The organism is Brachybacterium sp. J144, from assembly GCF_036321705.1.
Classification (GTDB): Bacteria; Actinomycetota; Actinomycetes; order Actinomycetales; family Dermabacteraceae; genus Brachybacterium.
Window position 1 is genome coordinate 176,628 of the sequence record NZ_JAZDCG010000001.1, and the last position, 16,734, is coordinate 193,361.

A 16,734-nucleotide genomic window follows, 5' to 3' on the forward strand; every position below is an offset into this window, starting at 1 on the left:
GTTCAGCCGGACCAGGCCTCCCACAGGCGCGCGTACACGCCGCCGCGATCCACCAGCTCCTGGTGCGGGCCCTGCTCGACCACGCGGCCGCCCTCCATCACCAGGATCCGGTCGGCGACCATCGCCTGCGAGAGGCGGTGCGCGACGATGATCGTCGTGCGCCCGCGCGCCACCTCGAAGGCGGCGCGCTCGAGGGTGCGCGCCCCCGAGGAGCCCTCGTCGGCCGTGGCCTCGTCGAGCACCAGCACCGCGGGGTCCTGGAGCACGATCCGGGCGAGGGCCAGCTGCTGGGACTGCTCGGCGGTGAGCCGCTCGCCCTTCTCGCCCACCTCGGTCTCCAGCCCCTGCGGCAGCGCGAGGGCCCAGGTCTCGGCGTCGACCAGGCGCAGCGCCGCGCGCAGCTCCTGATCGGTGGCATCGGGGCGGGCCAGGCGCAGATCCTCCGCGAGGGTCCCGCGGAAGACGTGCACGTCTTGGCTGACGATGCTGGAGTGGCGGCGGATCGCCTCGAGATCGGCGCGGGCGAGGTCGGCCCCGCCATGGCGCACCCGGCCGTGGCGCGGCTCGAGGGTCCCGGCGATGATCGCCGCGAGGGTCGACTTGCCGGCGCCCGAGGCGCCCACGAGCGAGACGGTCTCGCCGTCGGCGATCGTGAGGTCGATCGGATGCAGGACGGTCCGCTCGCGCCCCTCCTCGTCGGTGCCGTAGGCGTGGGAGACGCCCTCCAGCCGGATCGAGCCGTCGGAGGGGATCTGCTCGCCGGGGGAGGCGGCGGGGTCGATCGCCTCGATCACGCCGACCATGCGGGTGAGCGACGCGGCGGCGGACTGCACGTCGTCGAGGCTGAAGATGAGGTTCATCATCGGCCACAGCAGGGAGATCAGGTACAGCGCGGCGGCCGTCACCAGGCCCACGGGGGCGCCCGAGACGTTGACCATCACGTAGCCGAGCACGAGCACCAGGGCGATCGCGATGTTCTCGGGCCACACCATCACCTTGACCAGCTTGGTCACCAGGGTCATGACGCGCATGCCGAGCACGACGGCGGTCTCGGAGAGCACCGCGACGTGGCGGGTCTCGCGCCGCTCGATGCCGTAGGCGTGCACGGTGGGGATGCCGTGGATCGCGGAGAGCAGGCCCTGGGCGCGGGCGCCCATCGCGACCCGCTCGCGGCGGTAGATGGGCGCGGTGCGGCGCAGGTACCAGACCCCGGCGCCGACGTACATCGGCACCACCACGACCACCAGGATCAGCAGCCACGGCGAGAGGGTCGCCATGCCGATCAGGGTCACGACCACGTAGAAGCCCATCTGGATGATGTTGGGCACCACGTTGTTCACGGCGCGGGCGGTGACGTCCACGTCGTCGGCGACGCGCGAGAGGGCGTCGCCGATACCGGTGATCTCCATGGTCTGCGCGGGCAGGTCGAGGGCGCGGTCGATCACGTCCTCGCGCATCCCGGCGAGGACCCGTTGGCCGAGGCTCGACACGAGCGCCCAGCCGAGCGCGGCGAGGATCGCCTGCAGCACGCCGGCGAGCATGATCAGCCCGCCCTGGCGCCACAGGTCCGCGGAGCCCGCCCCGGATTGCACCAGGTCGACGGCCCCGCCGATCAGGCGCGGCATCCAGGCCGCGGCCGCGGCACCCGCGATGACCACCAGCAGGGTCAGCACGGTCATCCCGCCGAAGCGGCGCAGCCGCGCGCCGACATGGCGCACCGAGGTGGGGACGTCGGCGATCGGCAGGATCTGGGCGTGCTCGTCGAGCTGACGGCGCGCGGTCGCGTCGACCGCGAGCAGCTCCTCGGGGGAGGCGTCCCAGTCGATCAGGGTCAGATCGGCCACCGGGGCGGGGGCCGACGGGGGCGTGCTCGAGCGGGTCATCGCTGCACCATCTCCCGGTAGTCGTCGCGGTCCATGAGGTCGAGGTGGTCGCCCTGCGCGGCGAGGCTGCCGCCGCGCACGTAGACCACCTCGTCGGCGGCGCGCAGGAGGGCCGGTGAGCGGGTGACCAGCAGGGTCGCCCGGTCCTCGTCCCGACGCGCCGCGACGAGCGCCTCGGCGATGTGCTGCTCCGTCACGGCGTCCACCGCGGTGGTGGGGTCGTGGAGCACGAGCACCGGGGCGTCGGCCGCGACCGCCCGGGCGAGGGCGATGCGCTGGCGCTGGCCGCCGGAGAGGTTCGCGCCGCGGTCGAGGATGCGGGTGTCGTAGGACTCGGGCAGGATCCGCAGCAGGTCCTCGGCGCCCGCGGCGTGCAGGGCCCGCTCCTCCCAGCCCTCCTCGCTGCCCTCGGGCAGACGGGTCGCGAGCTGCTCGCGCAGGGTCCCGTCGAAGAGGTCCACCACGTGCGGCTCGACCAGCAGGTCCGCGCGGGTCGAGAAGCGGGTGCGGGTGGTGACCTCGAGGGAGGACCGCTCGGGATCCGCCGGATCGCCGAGGTGCACGCCCGTGCTCTCGCCCTTCCCGCCGACGGCGGCGATCACCGCGTCGGCGTCCCGCGGGTCGGCGCAGGCGAGCGCCACGATGCGACCGTCGGGGACGGTGAGATCGAGCCTCGTCGTGGCCGGCGCGCCGGCCACTACGTCGGCGCCGTCCTCATCGTCCCCGTCGGCCTCGCCCTCCGCAGCCGGCACGGCGCCGAGGGGGAGGTCCCGCAGGTGCAGGCCGCCCACCCCGGCGCGGCGCTCGCCGCGGCGGGCCTCGCCGCGATCGTCGCGGGCGCGGGCGAGGTGGTCGATGCTCAGCTCGGGGTCGTCGATGGTGCGGCCGAGGTCCGCCAGCAGGTCGCGCACGCGGCGGCCCGAGGTGGACATCGACGCCCACCACACGGGCAGGCCGGAGAGGCCCTGCAGCATGCCCATGTTGTTGCGGGCCACGCCGACGACGGCGATCAGGGTGCCGATGGTCATGTCGCCCGCGATCGTGCGCTGCGCGGCGATGATCACCACGGCCGCCATCATCGCGGCGGTGACCAGGGTGGTCAGGCCGCCCGCGACGCCGGAGAAGCGGGCGTTGATGAGCGCCGCGTCGAGCGCGATGCGGGAGCGTCGGCGGTACTGGGCGCGGGCCCTCGACTGCACGCCGAGGCCCTGCAGCACGCGCAGGCCGTGCACCAGGTCGGTCGCCGTCGCGGCGGCGTCGGCGGCCTTGGACTGCTGCGCGTCGTAGCGGGCGGAGAGGATCGGCGAGATCACCCGGATCACGAGGACCATCACCAGGATCCCGACGAGGGTCGCGACGCCGAGCCAGGGATCGAGGATCGCGAGCCAGGCACCGGCGGCGAGCACCACGGCGCCCGCGGGGAAGGCCCACGGCAGCATGTCCATGACGTCCGAGGCCTTGTCCGCGTCGGAGGTCGCGATCGAGAGCACCTCGCCCGAGGGCCGCTGGATCGGCCGGGACCGGGGGTCCAGGACCGCGCCGGTGACGGCGACGCGCAGACGGTGCCGCTCGAACATGCGCGCCTTCTGCGAGAGCGCGAACATGATGGTCCACGCCCAGGTGCTCAGCAGCCGCAGGACGAAGATGCCGGCGGCGCCGGCGAGCACGAGCGCCAGGTTCCCCTGGACGATGCCGGCGTCGATGATCAGGCCCACCAGCACGGGGACCAGCATGTCGACGCCCTCGACGAAGAAGGAGACGGCCATGATGCCGGGGATCCGGCGACGGTGGCCGCGCACGATCGACCGCATCACCGAGGGGGCGTCGGAGCGGGAGGGCGCGGAGGCGGGGGAGGCGGAGGACACCAGAGAATCCAACCTCGGTGGACGGACCGGCGCAACGGGATTTGCGCGATGACAGAATGGAGCGCATCACCCCCGAGCCCGAGGAGCCGAAATGACCGCCCGCCGTGTCGAGCTGTTCGTCGATCCCGCCTGTCCCTTCGCCTGGATGACCAGCCGCTGGCTGCTCAACGCCGCCCAGGTACGCGAGGTGGAGCCGGTGTTCTCCGTCATGTCCCTCTACGTGCTCAACGAGGGCAACGACCTCGATCCCGACTACCGCGCCTCCACGAACCAGACCATCGGTGCCGCGCGCCTCGCGATCGAGATCCGCCGCACCGAGGGCGCCGAGGCCTTCTCCCGCTGGTACACCGCCTGGGGCGAGCGCTACCACGTCGGCGGGAACAAGGACCGTCGCGCCGTCGCCGTCGAGGCGCTCGCGGCCGCCGAGCTGCCCGCCTCCCTGATCGACGTCTACGAGGACGTCTCCGGGGACGAGACCGATCAGGCGCTGCGCGCCTCCCACCAGGACGCGATCTCCCGCGTCGGCAGCGACGTGGGCACCCCGGTGATCTCCTTCGGCGAGGGCACCGCGTACTTCGGCCCCGTCCTCTCCCCGGCCCCGAAGGGCGAGGATGCCGGCCGCCTGCTCGACGCGCTCGCGACCATGTCCGAGCTGCCGGGCTTCTACGAGCTCAAGCGCCAGCGCACCGGCGGCATCGACTTCTCCTGAGCCGGGCGGGCCCGCCCGCTCACCCCATCCCCACCGACAGCTCCCCGAAGGAACCCCCTCTCCATGCGCGTGCACATCGGCACCGACCACGCCGGCTTCGAGCTCAAGAACCGCCTCGTCGCCAGCCTGCAGAACAAGGGCCACGAGGTCACCGACCACGGTGCCCACGAGTACGACGCCCTCGACGACTACCCGCCCTTCTGCACCGCCGTCGGCGAGGCCGTCGTCGCGGACCCGTCGGCGCTTGGCATCGTCATCGGCGGCTCGGGCAACGGCGAGCAGATCGCTGCGAACAAGGTCGACGGGGTGCGCGCGGCCCTCGTGTGGAACGAGGACACGGCGCGTCTCGCCCGTCAGCACAACGACGCCAACGTCATCTCGGTGGGCGCCCGCCAGCACGACGAGGAGGAGCTCGAGCACCTCATCGACGTCTTCCTCGCCGAGCCGTTCTCCGGCGAGGAGCGCCACCAGCGGCGCATCGAGCTGATGGCGCGCTACGAGCGGACCGGCGGGTACGAGGCGCCCGGCGCCTGATGCCCGAGGGACACACCGTCCATCGGCTCGCCGCAGCGCTGCGGCGTGGCTTCGGCGGGCGACGCGTGCTGGCGTCCAGCCCGCAGGGCCGCTTCCCGGAGGCGGCGGAGCTCTCGGGCTGGACCCTGCTCGAGGCGGAGGCGGCCGGCAAGCACCTGCTGCTGCATCTCGCGCCGGCCGCCGACGTCCCGCTCGGCGATCCCGTGGTGCGGATCGTGCACATCCACCTGGGGCTGTACGGCTCATGGACGTTCGCCGGCGACCCCGGCTTCGCGACCGCGCATGCGATCGGCGCGCCGCGGCTGCGGGTCGGCGAGCGGGAGGAGGTGCTCGCCGCCGACGGGTCGGATGCCGGAGCGGGTGACGAGGCGGACGACGCGGCCGACGGTGCCTGGCGCCACCTCGTGCCGCGCGAGACGGTGCGGCTGCGGCTCGTCGGCGAGCGCGGGCTCGCCGACCTCACCGGGCCGACCGCCTGCGAGATCTACGACGCCGCGCAACGCACCGCGCTGCTGGGTCGGCTCGGCCCCGACCCGCTCCGGACGGACGCGGACCCGGGCCGCTTCGTGGACCGGGTGCTGCGCTCCCGCACCGCGATCGGCACCCAGCTGATGGACCAGTCGGTGGTGGCCGGGATCGGCAACATCTACCGCGCCGAGCTGCTGTGGCGCGCCCGGCTCGACCCCTGGGTCCCCGGCCGGGAGCTCGGCCGCGGTCTGGTCGAGGGGCTCTGGGAGGACCTGGTGCCGCTGATCGCCTACGGCGCGCGGACCGGTCGCATCGTCACCACGCAGCCGGAGCACCGCGAGATCGAGGCGCAGATCCTCGAGCCCCGTCGGCGCACCCGGCAGAACGGGGACGAGGACCCGGACGTCATCCCGCGCGAGCAGTCCTTCTACGTCTACCACCGGCAGACCCTGCCCTGCCGGGTCTGCTCCACCGTCATCCGGAGCGCCGCGATGGCGGGCCGCACCGTGTACTGGTGCCCCCGCTGCCAGGGGATGCGCAGCCGTCGCGCCCCGTGGACCCGGCAGCATCCCGCCGCGCCCTGGGCGCTCGAGTCCTCTCCGCCGACCGCCGGGGACGGGATCAGCGCCGGGAACGGGATCCGCACGGGGGAGGGGACGCCGTGACCTCCGCCGCGGGCGAGGACCCGACGCTCCCGCCGCCGGCGCCGCTGCTGTCCCGGGGCCGGCTCCCCGTCGGCGAGGGCCACGAGATCGCCTTCGAGACCTCCGGCAGCGAGGGCGGGGTCCCCGCCCTGTACCTCCACGGTGGCCCGGGCGGGCGGCTCACGCCCGGCTACCGGCGCAACGTCCCCGCCGCGCGCACCCGTCTCGTCGGCCTCTCGCAGCGCGGGGCGGGCGAGAGCACCCCGCCCGCCGGAGCCCTCGGGGCCGTGGACCTCGGCGCCCAGACCACCGGTCACCTGATCGCCGATCTCGAGGCGCTGCGCGAGCACCTCGGGATCGAGGCGTGGATCCTCCAGGGCGTCTCCTGGGGGTCGACCCTCGCGCTCGCCTACGCTCAGAGCCACCCCGATCGGGTGCTCGGCATCGTGCTGATGGCGGTGACCAGCACCTCCCGCGCCGAGGTCGACTGGATCACCGAGCACGTCGGGGCGATCCATCCCGAGGTCTGGGACGAGCTGGCCGACCTCGCCGAGCGCCGCACCGCCTATCGGCGCGGCGGGCCGATGCGGCTGATCGAGGCGTACCGGCAGATGCTCACCGCCGCGGATCCCGCCCTCGTCGACGAGGCGGTGCGGGCCTGGACCGCCTGGGAGGACGAGCACATCCGCATCGGCACCGGCGCCACCGTGCGTTCCCACTCCGTCCCCGCCGACCAGACCGTGACCGAGCAGGCGAGGGGCTTCGCGCGGCTGGTCACCCACTACTGGGCCCATGACGGTTTCGTCGCCGATCACGCCGTGCCCTGGGGAGCCGAGCCCGGATCCGGGCTGCTCGGCGGCATGCCCCGCATCGCGCACCTTCCGGCCGTGCTGATCCACGGGCGCCGCGACGTCTCGGGACCGCTGCGCACCGCCTGGGAGCTGCACCGCGCCTGGCCCGCCTCCCGTCTCGAGGTCGTCGAGGAGGAAGGGCACGGCGGCCCCGCGATGGTCGCGGCCTGGCGGCGGGCGATGGAGGAGATGATCACCCGGGTCGAGACCGCTGCGGGCGGTGACCGCTCAGTACAGTGAGCGGCATGTCCGACCCCGTGATCCATCCCGCGGCCTCCGCCGCCGATCCCGCGACCGGTGCGGTGCTGCGTCGCGCCCCCGTCCGCGAGATCGACCCCCGCACGCTCTACCTCCTCGCGAAGCTCCGCCAGGACGTCTTCTCGATCGAGCAGGGCGCCACCGATCCCGACCTCGACGGCCGCGACCTCGAGCCCGGCACGATCCTGCTGTGGATCGAGGTGCCGGGACCGGACGCGGAGGCGGCGGGGCTCGAGAGGGAGCCCGCCGCCCACATCCGCATCATGCGCGAGGCCGACGGCACGTTGCGCATCGGCCGCCTCGCGGTGCGCGCCGCGAACCGCCGTGATGGGTTCGGCGGCCGCATCATGCGCGCCGCCCTCGACGTCACCCACGAGCTCGACCCGCGCGCCGAGGTGCACATCGACGCGCAGGCGTATCTCGAGCGGTGGTACCTGGGGATGGGCTACGAGACGGCCGGCGAGATGTTCCTCGAGGCCGGGATCGAGCACGTGCCGATGGTGTACCGCCACCCGCAGGACTGACCGGGGGGCAGAGCGTCAGGCGGCGTCCGGGCCGCCCACCTCATCGAGCAGCGCGACGATCTCGGCGCGCTCGAAGTAGCGGGCGGTCTCGCGCGCATCGGGCGTGCCGAGGCTCGGATCCGCGCCGGCCGCGAGCAGCGCCCGCGCCACGGCCGCATCGCCCTTGAACGCGGCGCCCGCGAGCGGGGACTGGCCGCGGTCGTTCAGCAGGTCGACATCCGCCCCGCGCGCCGCCAGCTCGGCGACGAGCTCTGAGTGCCCGTGGTAGGCGGCGAGCATCAGCGCCGAGTTCCCGGCGCCGTCGCGGAGGTTGACCGGAGCGCCCTGGTCGAGCAGCGGCAGCAGGGTCGCCGCATCGCCCTGCCGAGCGGCGTCCAGCATCGTGCGCGCCAGCTCGAGAACGGCCTCGTCCTCGGGGGTGGGGGTGGGGTTCAGCGTGTCATCGTCCATCGCCCCAGGCTACGGCCCTGCGGTCTGTCATGCGCGTCCGCTCAGCGCACCAGCAGCTCCGCCGCGGCCGGCCAGACGAGCAGCCACACGGCGAGGAGCAGGCCCAGCAGGTCGGCGCGGCTCAACGGGCTCGGCACCGACCAGGTGCGGTGCCGGGCCGTCGCGAAGCCGCGGGCATCCATCGCGAGCGCCTGCTGCTCGGCGCCGCGCAGGGTGTCGACCAGCAGCGACAGCGTCGCCCCGGCGAGCAGTCGCGGCGAGCGGGCAGTGCCGAGGCCCCGCAGGATCCGCGTGCGGACGATCAGGTGCCACTGCCGCTGCAGATGACCGACCCGCACGAGCGCCGCGACGGCGGCCGCGACCGGACGGCCGGGCCAGCGCAGCCGACCGCCGAGGGCGTCGCCGAGCGCGCTCGGATCCACGCTGCCGAGCGCGAGCACCCCCGGCGCGACGAACGTCGTCAGCCGCAGCGCCTCGGCGAGGCCCCGCCGCCAGCCCTCCGCGGAGAGTGCGGCCGCCTCGCCCAGCAGGGCCGTAGTCCAGGCGAGTCCCGCGGCGGCGAGCAGCACCGGCACGAGGCGCAGGAGACCGCCGCGGAGGCTGCGCACCGTGAGCGGGGCGAGCACCACGAGCGGCAGCAGGGCGAGGAGGCCGCCCTGCCAGGTGCTCACGGCGAACGACCCGATCGCGGCGAGGATCCCGATCAGGCACAGGGTCAGCGGGTTCAGGGCGTCGGCGGGGACGCGCCGCGGCGCGGGCGGACGGGCGGGCGCCGACGGGGCGGGCAGGTGGACGCGCGCGTCGGCCGCCGCGACGAGTGCCGGGTCATGCGTCGCGGCGAGCACGGCGCAGCCCTCGTCCGCCGCATGGTGCAGCAGGGCGAGCACGGCGCGGGAGCGGCCCGCGTCGAGGCCGACGGTCGGCTCGTCGAGCACGAGCAGCCGGGGCCGCTGGGCGAGGGCGGCGGCGAGGGCGAGCCGCCGCTGCTCCCCGCCGGAGAGCCGGTGCGGATGCACGTCGGCGAGCGGCGCGAGATCGGCGAGGCGCAGCAGCTCGCCCGCCCGCTCCGGATCCGCGAACGGGGACGCGGTCAGCTCCTCCCGCACCGTCGCGGCCACGACCCCGAGCGACGGGTCCTGGGGGACGGCCGCGATGCCGCCCGGTCTGGGCCGGTCGACGGCGCCCGGAGCGTCGGGCTCGTCGGGCGCGCGACGCGTCGGGGCGGTGCTTGGAGCGCGGGAGGGATCGAGGAGCAGGTCCAACAGGGTCGACTTCCCCGCGCCGCTCACTCCGGTCAGCACGGTCAGCTCGCCCGACCGGGCGACGAGGTCGACGGGGGTGCGCAGGCCCCGCGCGGGGACCCGCACCCCGCGCAGCGCCGCGACGACCTCGCCGCGGGACACCCCGGGCCGGGTCCCGGCGGTGGCGGACCCGTCGGCGGGATCGGGGGATCCCGCGGGCGGACGCGCCGACGGCGGCGGGACCTCGGCGCGCGGCAGCACGCCCGCCGCCTCGAGCACCTCGTGGTGCGTGGCGAGCACGGCGGCGGGGGAGCCGTCGGCGAGGATCCGGCCCTGCGCCCCGAGGACGACGAGGCGATCCACCCGGTCCGCCCAGGCGGCGACGTCGTGATCGGCGACGACGAGGGTCCGGCCGTCGGCGGCGCGCAGGATCTCGTCCCGCACCGCGGCGGCGGTCGCCGGGTCCAGCATGCTCGTCGGCTCGTCGAGCAGCAGCGCCCCCGGGTGCAGGGCGAGCGCCCCGGCGAGCGCGATCCGCTGCTGCTGCCCGCCCGAGCAGTCCAGGGGCGGGCGCCCCGCCTCGACGTCCACGCGGGCGGCCTCGAGCGCCGCGGCGACCCGCTCGTGGATCTCCTGCCGGGACAGGGCCGCGTTCTCGGGACCGAACGCAGCATCGCGGGCGACGGTCGCGCCGACCATCGCCTGCGACGGGTTCTGCAGCAGCAGCCCCCGCTGCCCGGCGCGCTCGGCGGGCCCGGGGGCGGTGCCGGCGAGCTCGCCGTCCTCCGGGTCGAGGAGGCCGGCGAGGGCTCGCAGCACCGTCGACTTGCCGCTCCCGCTCGGCCCCGCGAGGAGGACCCGCTGCCCGGCGGGGATCCGCAGGGTCAGGCCGTCGAGCGTCGGGTCGGGCCGGGTCCACGGTCGCCAGCGGAGCTCGCGCAGCACGAGCTCCTCCGGCGCGGCGCCCTCCTCGGCCCCGAGGACGACGGCGGGGCGAGCGGTCGTCATGGCGCCATCATCTCGTCGGCGCCGCGGCGGGCCGGCGTGCGTGCTCCCGACCCGCGGCGAGGGAGTCCACGGCACCGGTGGCGACGAGGGCGCGGGTCGCGAGCCAGCCGAGCGCCCCGGCGAGCAGCGCCCCCGAGATCAGGAAGAAGCCGAGCATGATCAGCGAGAACGGCCAGCTCATCTCCTGGTAGTAGACGAGCTTCTCCCAGCCCCATTCCGCGGCGGCGCCGAGCACTCCGCCCAGCATCGCGACGGGCAGGGTGTGCCGGCGATAGGCGGCGAGCAGGAACGCCAGCTCGACGCCGCCGCCCTGCACGAGGCCCGAGATGGCCGTGCTCCAGCCCCACTGGGAGCCCAGCAGCATGGACAGCACGGCGGCGACCATCTCGGCGAGCAGCGCCGCGCCCGGCTTGCGGACGATGAGCCCCGCGAGCACGGCCGGCAGCAGCCAGATCCCCGCGAGCAGCCCCTGCGCCGGCGCGAACGCCGAGGTGAGGGGGTCGATCAACGAGTACAGCAGTCCGTAGCCGATGAACGCGACCCCGAAGGCCGCGCCGATCAGGACGGTGACCAGCAGGTCGATGGTGCGATAACGGTTCATCACGTCTCCTTCCGATCCCGGAAGGGGCGTGCGGGACGCGGGGTCCCGCACGGAAATCCCGACTCCCTCCGCCGGTGTGACCCGGATCAGGTTCGAGGGTCTGCGCCTGCGCGCACTCTCAGCACCCCGGTGGTGCTCCCCTGTCAGTGGATGACCGACGGGCAGTCTACCGCGAGCCGGGGGTGCTCAGCGCCGCGCGCGGATCGCCTGCTCGATCGCCGCGGCGGTGGCCTCCACGTCGACGGGGGAGAGGAGGTAGTGTTCGCCCTCGCGAGAGATGATCTCCACCTGGGTGCCCGAGCGGGTCACCAGCAGCCGGTACCGCGCCTGCACCTCCCCGAGGGTGTACACCTTCAACTTGCCGACGGGGCGCACCTGCTCGGGGGTCGCGGCCATCGCGCGGCCGCGTCGCCAGCCGAAGCCGCCGACGGTGACCCCGACGCTCGAGGACGGGACCTCCCGCAGCTGCACGGTGCGGAAGTCGGCCAGCGGCCACGGGGCGCGCGGCAGGAACCCGCCGAGGCTCACGGTCACGCCGTGGCCGTCGACGATGAAGCGCGTCCACTGGCCCATCCAGGTCCACAGGGCCAGCAGCGCGAAGACGGCGCCGGCGGCGACGGCCACCGGCATCGGCAGCTGGCCGGCGACGAGCACGACCGCCACGACCCCGGCGACCAGGGTCAGGGCGATGCGGGTCCAGCCCACCGAGGAGGGGCGGGTGGTGCCGACGTAGAAGGGCGCCTCCGGCCTCACCAGATCCGCACCCGGTCCTCGGGCGCGAGGTACATCCCGTCGCCCGCCACGGTGCCGAAGGCCTCGTGGAAGGCGTCCAGGTGCGAGGCGACCGTGTTGCAGCGGAACTCCATGGGGGCGTGCGGGTCGATCGCGAGGCGGCGGATCGCCTCCTGCTCCCGGCTCTTGCCGCGCCACACCGTCGCCCAGGACAGGAAGAGCCGCTGCAGACCCGTGAACCCGTCGAGCTCGGCCGCCGCCTCCTCCTCCGGGCGGGTCGCGAGATAGGCGGACACGGCGATGGTGAGGCCGCCGAGGTCGCCGATGTTCTCCCCGATGGTCAGCCCGCCGTTGACGGTGCGGGAGTCGTCCAGATCGCGCGGGGAGAGGCCGTCGTACTGGGCGATGAGGCGGGCGGCGCGAGCCTCGAAGGCTTCGCGGTCCTCCTCGGTCCACCAGGAGACCAGCGCTCCGGTGCCGTCGTACTTCGAGCCCTGGTCGTCGAAGCCGTGGCCCACCTCGTGGCCGATCACGGCCCCGATCCCCCCGAAGTTCACCGCGTCGTCGGCCTCGGCGTCGAAGAAGGGCGGCTGCAGGATCGCGGCGGGGAAGACGATCTCGTTCGCGCCCGGGTTGTAGTAGGCGTTGACCGTCTGCGGGGTCATGTGCCACTCGGTGGGGTCGACGGGACCGGAGAGCTTCGCGAAGTCGTACTCGGCGTCGGCGCGACGCACCGCCCGGACGGTACTGACCAGGTCCCCGGGGACGATCTCGAGACCGGCGTAGTCCCGCCACACCTCGGGGTAGCCGATCTTGGTGGTGAAGGCGGAGAGCTTCTCGAGGGCCCGCTCGCGGGTCGCCTGGGTCATCCAGTCCAGGGTGGAGATCGAGCGGCGGTACGCCTCCAGGAGCGCCTCGACGAGCTGCTCCATGCGCTCCTTGTGCGCGGGCGGGAAGTGCCGCTCGACGTACTCGCGGCCCACGGCGAAGCCCACCGCGCCCTCGACGAGGCCCACGCCCCGCTTCCACCGCTCCCGCAGCTCCTGCGCGCCCGAGAGCACCGTGCCGGAGAACGCGAAGTCCTCGTCGACCAGCGCGGCGGGCAGGTAGGGCGCGTAGGAGGAGACGGCGTGCAGCGCGAGCCAGCTGCGCAGCACCGCGAGATCCTCCCCGGCCAGCAGCTCGGCCGCGGCGGCGACGTACTCGGGCTGGCCGACGTTCACGACCTCGACGGCGCTCGCCGGCGCTCCGGTCCCCTCGAGATAGGCGTCCCAGGGGAAGGCGGGGGCGAGCTCGGTCCGGGCAGCGGCGTCCATCGGGTTCGCGGACTTCTCCCGGTCGCGCAGGCGGACCACGTCGACGTGGCAGGCGGCGAGCCGGGTCTCGAGCCCCCAGACGGCGTCCGCGAGCGCCTCGGCATCGCCGTCCACGAGGCCGGGGCGTCCCGGCAGCTCCGCGAGCCGGGCGAGGTTCGCCAGGTGCCCGCGATAGGCCTCGCGGATCTCCGCGTCGTGCTCCTCGCGGTAGTACGACTCATCCGGGAGACCCAGACCGCCCTGGTGCAGGCGCACCTGGTAGCGACTGGGATCGTGGTCGTCGGTCCACACGTAGGTGAGCAGCGCGCTGGTCCCGGCATCGGGGGCGGCCATGGTGCGCACGATCGCGGGGAGGTCCGCCGCCTCGCCGATGGAGTCGAGCAGGGCGGTCAGCCCGCCGAGACCCGCCGCCTCGATCGCCTCGGTGTCCATGAAGAGGCGGTAGATCGCGCCGATCCGCTGGGCGTCGGTGGTGACGGGGGCTGCGGGGTCGAGGGCGTCGGCCGCCTCCTCGACGATCTCCCGCACCCGCTCCTCGGAGAGGTCCCGCAGCGCGTGGAAGGCGCCGTCGGTCGAGCGGTCGGCGGGGATCTCGTGACGCGCCAGCCAGCCGCCGTTGACATGGCCGAACAGGTCGTCCTGCACCCGGATCCCGGTGTCGACCGAGGACAGGTCGAGGCCGGAGGGAGCAGGGACTGCGGGGTCAGCGGAGTCAGTGGAGTTCACGGGCGGCGTCGCAGAGGTCATCATCGGCTCCTGGAGGTTCGGGGCGGGAAGCGGTGGGGGGGGGGGGGGGGGGGGGGGAGGAGGGGGGGGGGGGGGGGGGGGGGGGGGGGGAGGGGAGGGGATTCCGTCTTGGTCTTTGGGGGTTGGGGGAGGGGAGGTGGTGAGACGGCCCCGCCCGGCCCCGCCGCGGAGTGGTCACATCGGGGCGAGGCCCAGGGCGGCGAGGGCGAGGGTGAGCACGCCGATCGCGAGGGGGACGTAGGCCCACGGGGTGCGGGCGCGCTCGGCGGGCGGGCGGCGCTGCAGCACGAGGGTCGACAGGCCCGAGCCGACCGACAGCACGGCGGTGCCGATCACGAGCACGGGCGAGAGGATCACCAGCACGGTCGCACCGACCTGGAAGAGCACCACGCCGAGCACGTCCAGCAGGCGCATGATCACGGTCGAGCGGGCGCCGACGCGCTGCGCGAGCAGGGTCCCGACCGCCTCCGTGGACCACTCCGAGGGTCGCGCGATGCGGCGCCGTGTGGTGACCGTCTGCACGGTGGCGAGGGCGAGCCACACCAGCGCCGCGCCGGCCCCGATCCAGATGCCGAGCGCGGCGCGGAAGTCCCCGGGCCACAGCACGAGGGCGAGGAGGACCGCGGCGACGCGCAGCAGCTCCTCGACGGCGCTGCGCACCGCCAGCAGACCGGGGTTCACGGCCAGCTGGCGGCGGGTGCGGGCGACGAACAGGCTCGTCGCGACGAGGGAGGCGAGATGCGCGGCGCCCAGCAGGATGCCGATGAGCAGGGTCACCGGGCTGGTGGGCGCGAAGGGCAGGATCGCGAGCAGCAGCAGGACGCCGAGGAGCGGGATCAGCAGGGCCTGGATCGACAGGCCGCGGACGAGGTCCCGGACGAGGTCCGCGCCGGTGGGCGGATGGTCGTGACCGGTGTGGTCATGGGGGTCGTCGCAGTGCGGGTCGGCGGCGGGGGCCGACGCGGGGGTCCCGAGGGCGTCGGGGGTCTCGGTCATGGAGCTCCTTCGATATCCCCTCCAGGGTACCGGGATCAGGCATCACCCCAGGAAGCGCGGGAGAGGTGTGGAACGATGTGGCTCGTGAGAACCGATGCAGCCAGGACCGACAGCAGCGGGCTCGACCCCCGACAGCGTCGGCGCGCCGTCGGGACGGTGGTCGCCGCGGCGACCGGCGACGCCCTCGGAGCGCCCTACGAGTTCCAGGCCCCGGTGCTGGACTCGGAGGACATCGACATGATCGGCGGCGGCATACTCGGCTGGCAGCCGGGGGAGTGGACCGACGACACCTCGATGGCGATCGTGGTCCTGGAGGCCGCCGCCGCCGCCTCGGACGGCCACGACCTGCGGGTCGAGTCCGCCCAGGACCACATCGCCCGGGAGTGGTACTCCTGGTCGCTCGGCACCCCCGACATCGGCACCCTGACCTCGACCGTCGTGCGCCGCGCCGCGGACCACGCCCGGGCCGCGGGCCATTACGCGCCCCGCGCCGCCGACTTCCGGGCGGCGGCGCAGGCAGCCCACGAGGACCTCCCTGCGAATGCCGGCAACGGCTCGCTGATGCGCGTGCACGCGAGCGTGCTGCCGTACCTGCTCTCGCCGGACGAGGACCTCGCCGAGGCGATCGAGCTCGTGTGCGGTCTCACACATGTGCACGAGGACACTCTCGAGGCGTGCCTGCTGTGGGGCTTCGCCGTGCGTCACGCGATCCTCACCGGCGAACTGGACGTGCGCGTCGCCCTCCCGCAGCTGCCCGAGGAGCGCCGCGTCCTCTGGGCGGAGCGGATCGAGGAGGCCGAGCTGGCGCATCCGGCGCACTTCCGCCGCAACGGCTGGGTGGTCGGTGCCTTCCAGGCGGCGTGGTCGGCGATCACCCTCGCCGGGCCCATCCCCGAGGGGAAGTTCGCCCAGCGCGAGATGCTCGTGCGCGCGCTCGATGCGGCGGCCCGCGCCGGCTACGACACCGACACGGTCGCCTGCATCACCGGCTCCCTGGTGGGGGCGGCGCTCGGCGACAAGGCGGTCCCGCCCGAGTGGCGCCGGGTGCTCTTCGGCTGGCCCGGGTACGAGGTCGACGAGCTCGAGGGCCTCGTCGAGCGGGTAATCGCCCCGATGGTCGCCCCCGAGTCAGCGCCGGCAAGCGGCGAGGGGCGGGCGCGATGACCGGCCACGGCTGGGACCTGCGGATCATGGCCTGGAACCTCTGGGAGCTGCGCGGGGACCTCGTGGCACTGATCGAGGCCGTCGAGGATCTCGCGCCCGACGTGCTGCTCGTGCAGGAGGCCCCGCGCTTCGTGCTGCCGACCCTGCGCCTGCAGTGGCTCGCCCGCCGACTGGACCGGCGGATCCTGGTGGGCGGGGGTGGGGGCCGGGGTCTCGCGATCCTCGCCACCGACGCCGTCGCCGCCCAGGTGATCCGGCGGGGCGCCCATCCCGTCGCGCAGACCCTCTCGGACCTGAACTCGACCTACCCGCGCGGTGTCGCAGCGGTACGGCTGTCCGTGCCGGGCGGCGGAGCGGTCGTGGTCTCCTCGATCCACTTCGCGCTGCAGCAGGACAACCGCCTCGCCCACGCCGAGCACGTCGCGGCTCTGGTGCGCGGGGCGGGCGCTCCGGTGATCATCGGCGGCGATCTCAACGAGACGGCCGACGGCGCGGCGCGCACGCTGCTGGAGCCGCTGCTGCACGACCCCGCCGCGCAGAGCGAGTGGACCTTCCCGGCGGCCCGTCCGCAGCGTCGAATCGACGCGGTGCTCACCACGCCGGACGTGCGGGTGCGCGCGGCGCGCGCCGTGACGGCCACGACCCGGGTCCCCGCCGAGCGCCTCGCCGGCGCCTCGGATCACCTGCCGACGCTCCTCGACGTCACCCTCTGAGCGGCGCGGTGGGCTCGGTGGACCTGGTCG

The 16,734-nt window shown here is 74.6% G+C and carries 15 protein-coding genes and 1 riboswitch; of the genes, 7 read left to right on the plus strand and 8 right to left on the minus strand.

From position 1 onward, the window contains the following. Positions 1 to 2: 2 nt before the first annotated feature. Both V1260_RS00770 and V1260_RS00775 read right to left on the minus strand, forming a co-directional pair. Positions 3 to 1,883, minus strand: a complete 1,881-nt coding sequence (locus tag V1260_RS00770; protein WP_329744883.1) for an ABC transporter ATP-binding protein — start codon at positions 1,881 to 1,883, stop codon at positions 3 to 5. Beyond that, the gene (locus V1260_RS00775; protein WP_329744884.1) at positions 1,880 to 3,748 is read right to left on the minus strand and encodes an ABC transporter ATP-binding protein; all 1,869 of its coding nucleotides are present in this window, start codon (positions 3,746 to 3,748) and stop codon (positions 1,880 to 1,882) included. Before V1260_RS00775 ends, V1260_RS00770 begins: the two co-directional genes overlap by 4 nt. A gap of 91 nt (positions 3,749 to 3,839) precedes the next feature. Here V1260_RS00775 and V1260_RS00780 point away from each other — a divergent pair, with 91 nt between their 5' ends. The 5 genes from V1260_RS00780 (at position 3,840) to V1260_RS00800 (ending at position 7,736) form a co-directional block, all read left to right on the plus strand. Further along, on the plus strand, positions 3,840 to 4,457 hold the full coding sequence (locus V1260_RS00780; protein ID WP_329744885.1) for a mycothiol-dependent nitroreductase Rv2466c family protein: 618 nt from the start codon (positions 3,840 to 3,842) through the stop codon (positions 4,455 to 4,457). A gap of 63 nt (positions 4,458 to 4,520) precedes the next feature. Next, a complete protein-coding gene (locus V1260_RS00785) occupies positions 4,521 to 4,991 on the plus strand; it encodes a ribose-5-phosphate isomerase (RefSeq protein ID WP_329744886.1) in 471 nt (156 codons plus the stop codon). After that, on the plus strand, positions 4,991 to 6,124 hold the full coding sequence (locus V1260_RS00790; RefSeq protein ID WP_329744887.1) for an Fpg/Nei family DNA glycosylase: 1,134 nt from the start codon (positions 4,991 to 4,993) through the stop codon (positions 6,122 to 6,124). Before V1260_RS00785 ends, V1260_RS00790 begins: the two co-directional genes overlap by 1 nt. Then, complete coding sequence (locus tag V1260_RS00795) at positions 6,121 to 7,194, plus strand: alpha/beta fold hydrolase (RefSeq protein ID WP_329744888.1); 1,074 nt, start codon at positions 6,121 to 6,123, stop codon at positions 7,192 to 7,194. Before V1260_RS00790 ends, V1260_RS00795 begins: the two co-directional genes overlap by 4 nt. A gap of 5 nt (positions 7,195 to 7,199) precedes the next feature. Next, positions 7,200 to 7,736, plus strand: a complete 537-nt coding sequence (locus V1260_RS00800) for a GNAT family N-acetyltransferase (RefSeq protein ID WP_329744889.1) — start codon at positions 7,200 to 7,202, stop codon at positions 7,734 to 7,736. Between the two features lie 15 nt (positions 7,737 to 7,751). On the opposite strand, the gene V1260_RS00805 is transcribed toward V1260_RS00800, so the two are convergent. The 6 genes from V1260_RS00805 to V1260_RS00830 form a co-directional block, all read right to left on the minus strand. Further along, positions 7,752 to 8,186 (minus strand): ankyrin repeat domain-containing protein, encoded by a 435-nt coding sequence (locus V1260_RS00805; protein ID WP_329744890.1) that lies wholly within the window; start codon positions 8,184 to 8,186, stop codon positions 7,752 to 7,754. A 41-nt stretch (positions 8,187 to 8,227) separates the two neighbouring features. After that, a complete protein-coding gene (locus V1260_RS00810) occupies positions 8,228 to 10,435 on the minus strand; it encodes an ATP-binding cassette domain-containing protein (RefSeq protein ID WP_329744891.1) in 2,208 nt (735 codons plus the stop codon). A gap of 7 nt (positions 10,436 to 10,442) precedes the next feature. Then, positions 10,443 to 11,036: an ECF transporter S component gene (locus V1260_RS00815; protein ID WP_329744892.1), complete on the minus strand. Its 594-nt coding sequence runs from the start codon at positions 11,034 to 11,036 to the stop codon at positions 10,443 to 10,445. 46 nt (positions 11,037 to 11,082) lie between these two features. Then, positions 11,083 to 11,188: riboswitch (TPP riboswitch) on the minus strand. A gap of 34 nt (positions 11,189 to 11,222) precedes the next feature. Next, positions 11,223 to 11,789, minus strand: a complete 567-nt coding sequence (locus tag V1260_RS00820) for a hypothetical protein (protein ID WP_329744893.1) — start codon at positions 11,787 to 11,789, stop codon at positions 11,223 to 11,225. Continuing rightward, positions 11,786 to 13,831 (minus strand): M13 family metallopeptidase, encoded by a 2,046-nt coding sequence (locus tag V1260_RS00825; RefSeq protein WP_329744894.1) that lies wholly within the window; start codon positions 13,829 to 13,831, stop codon positions 11,786 to 11,788. Before V1260_RS00825 ends, V1260_RS00820 begins: the two co-directional genes overlap by 4 nt. Positions 13,832 to 14,005: 174 nt before the next feature. Beyond that, on the minus strand, positions 14,006 to 14,827 hold the full coding sequence (locus tag V1260_RS00830) for a hypothetical protein (protein ID WP_329744895.1): 822 nt from the start codon (positions 14,825 to 14,827) through the stop codon (positions 14,006 to 14,008). A gap of 84 nt (positions 14,828 to 14,911) precedes the next feature. Between V1260_RS00830 and V1260_RS00835 the strand changes: the two genes are divergently transcribed. Both V1260_RS00835 and V1260_RS00840 read left to right on the plus strand, forming a co-directional pair. Continuing rightward, on the plus strand, positions 14,912 to 15,991 hold the full coding sequence (locus V1260_RS00835; protein ID WP_329744896.1) for an ADP-ribosylglycohydrolase family protein: 1,080 nt from the start codon (positions 14,912 to 14,914) through the stop codon (positions 15,989 to 15,991). After that, a complete protein-coding gene (locus V1260_RS00840) occupies positions 15,988 to 16,704 on the plus strand; it encodes an endonuclease/exonuclease/phosphatase family protein (RefSeq protein WP_329744897.1) in 717 nt (238 codons plus the stop codon). The genes V1260_RS00835 and V1260_RS00840 overlap by 4 nt, the downstream gene beginning before the upstream one ends. The last annotated feature ends 30 nt before the right edge of the window (positions 16,705 to 16,734 follow it).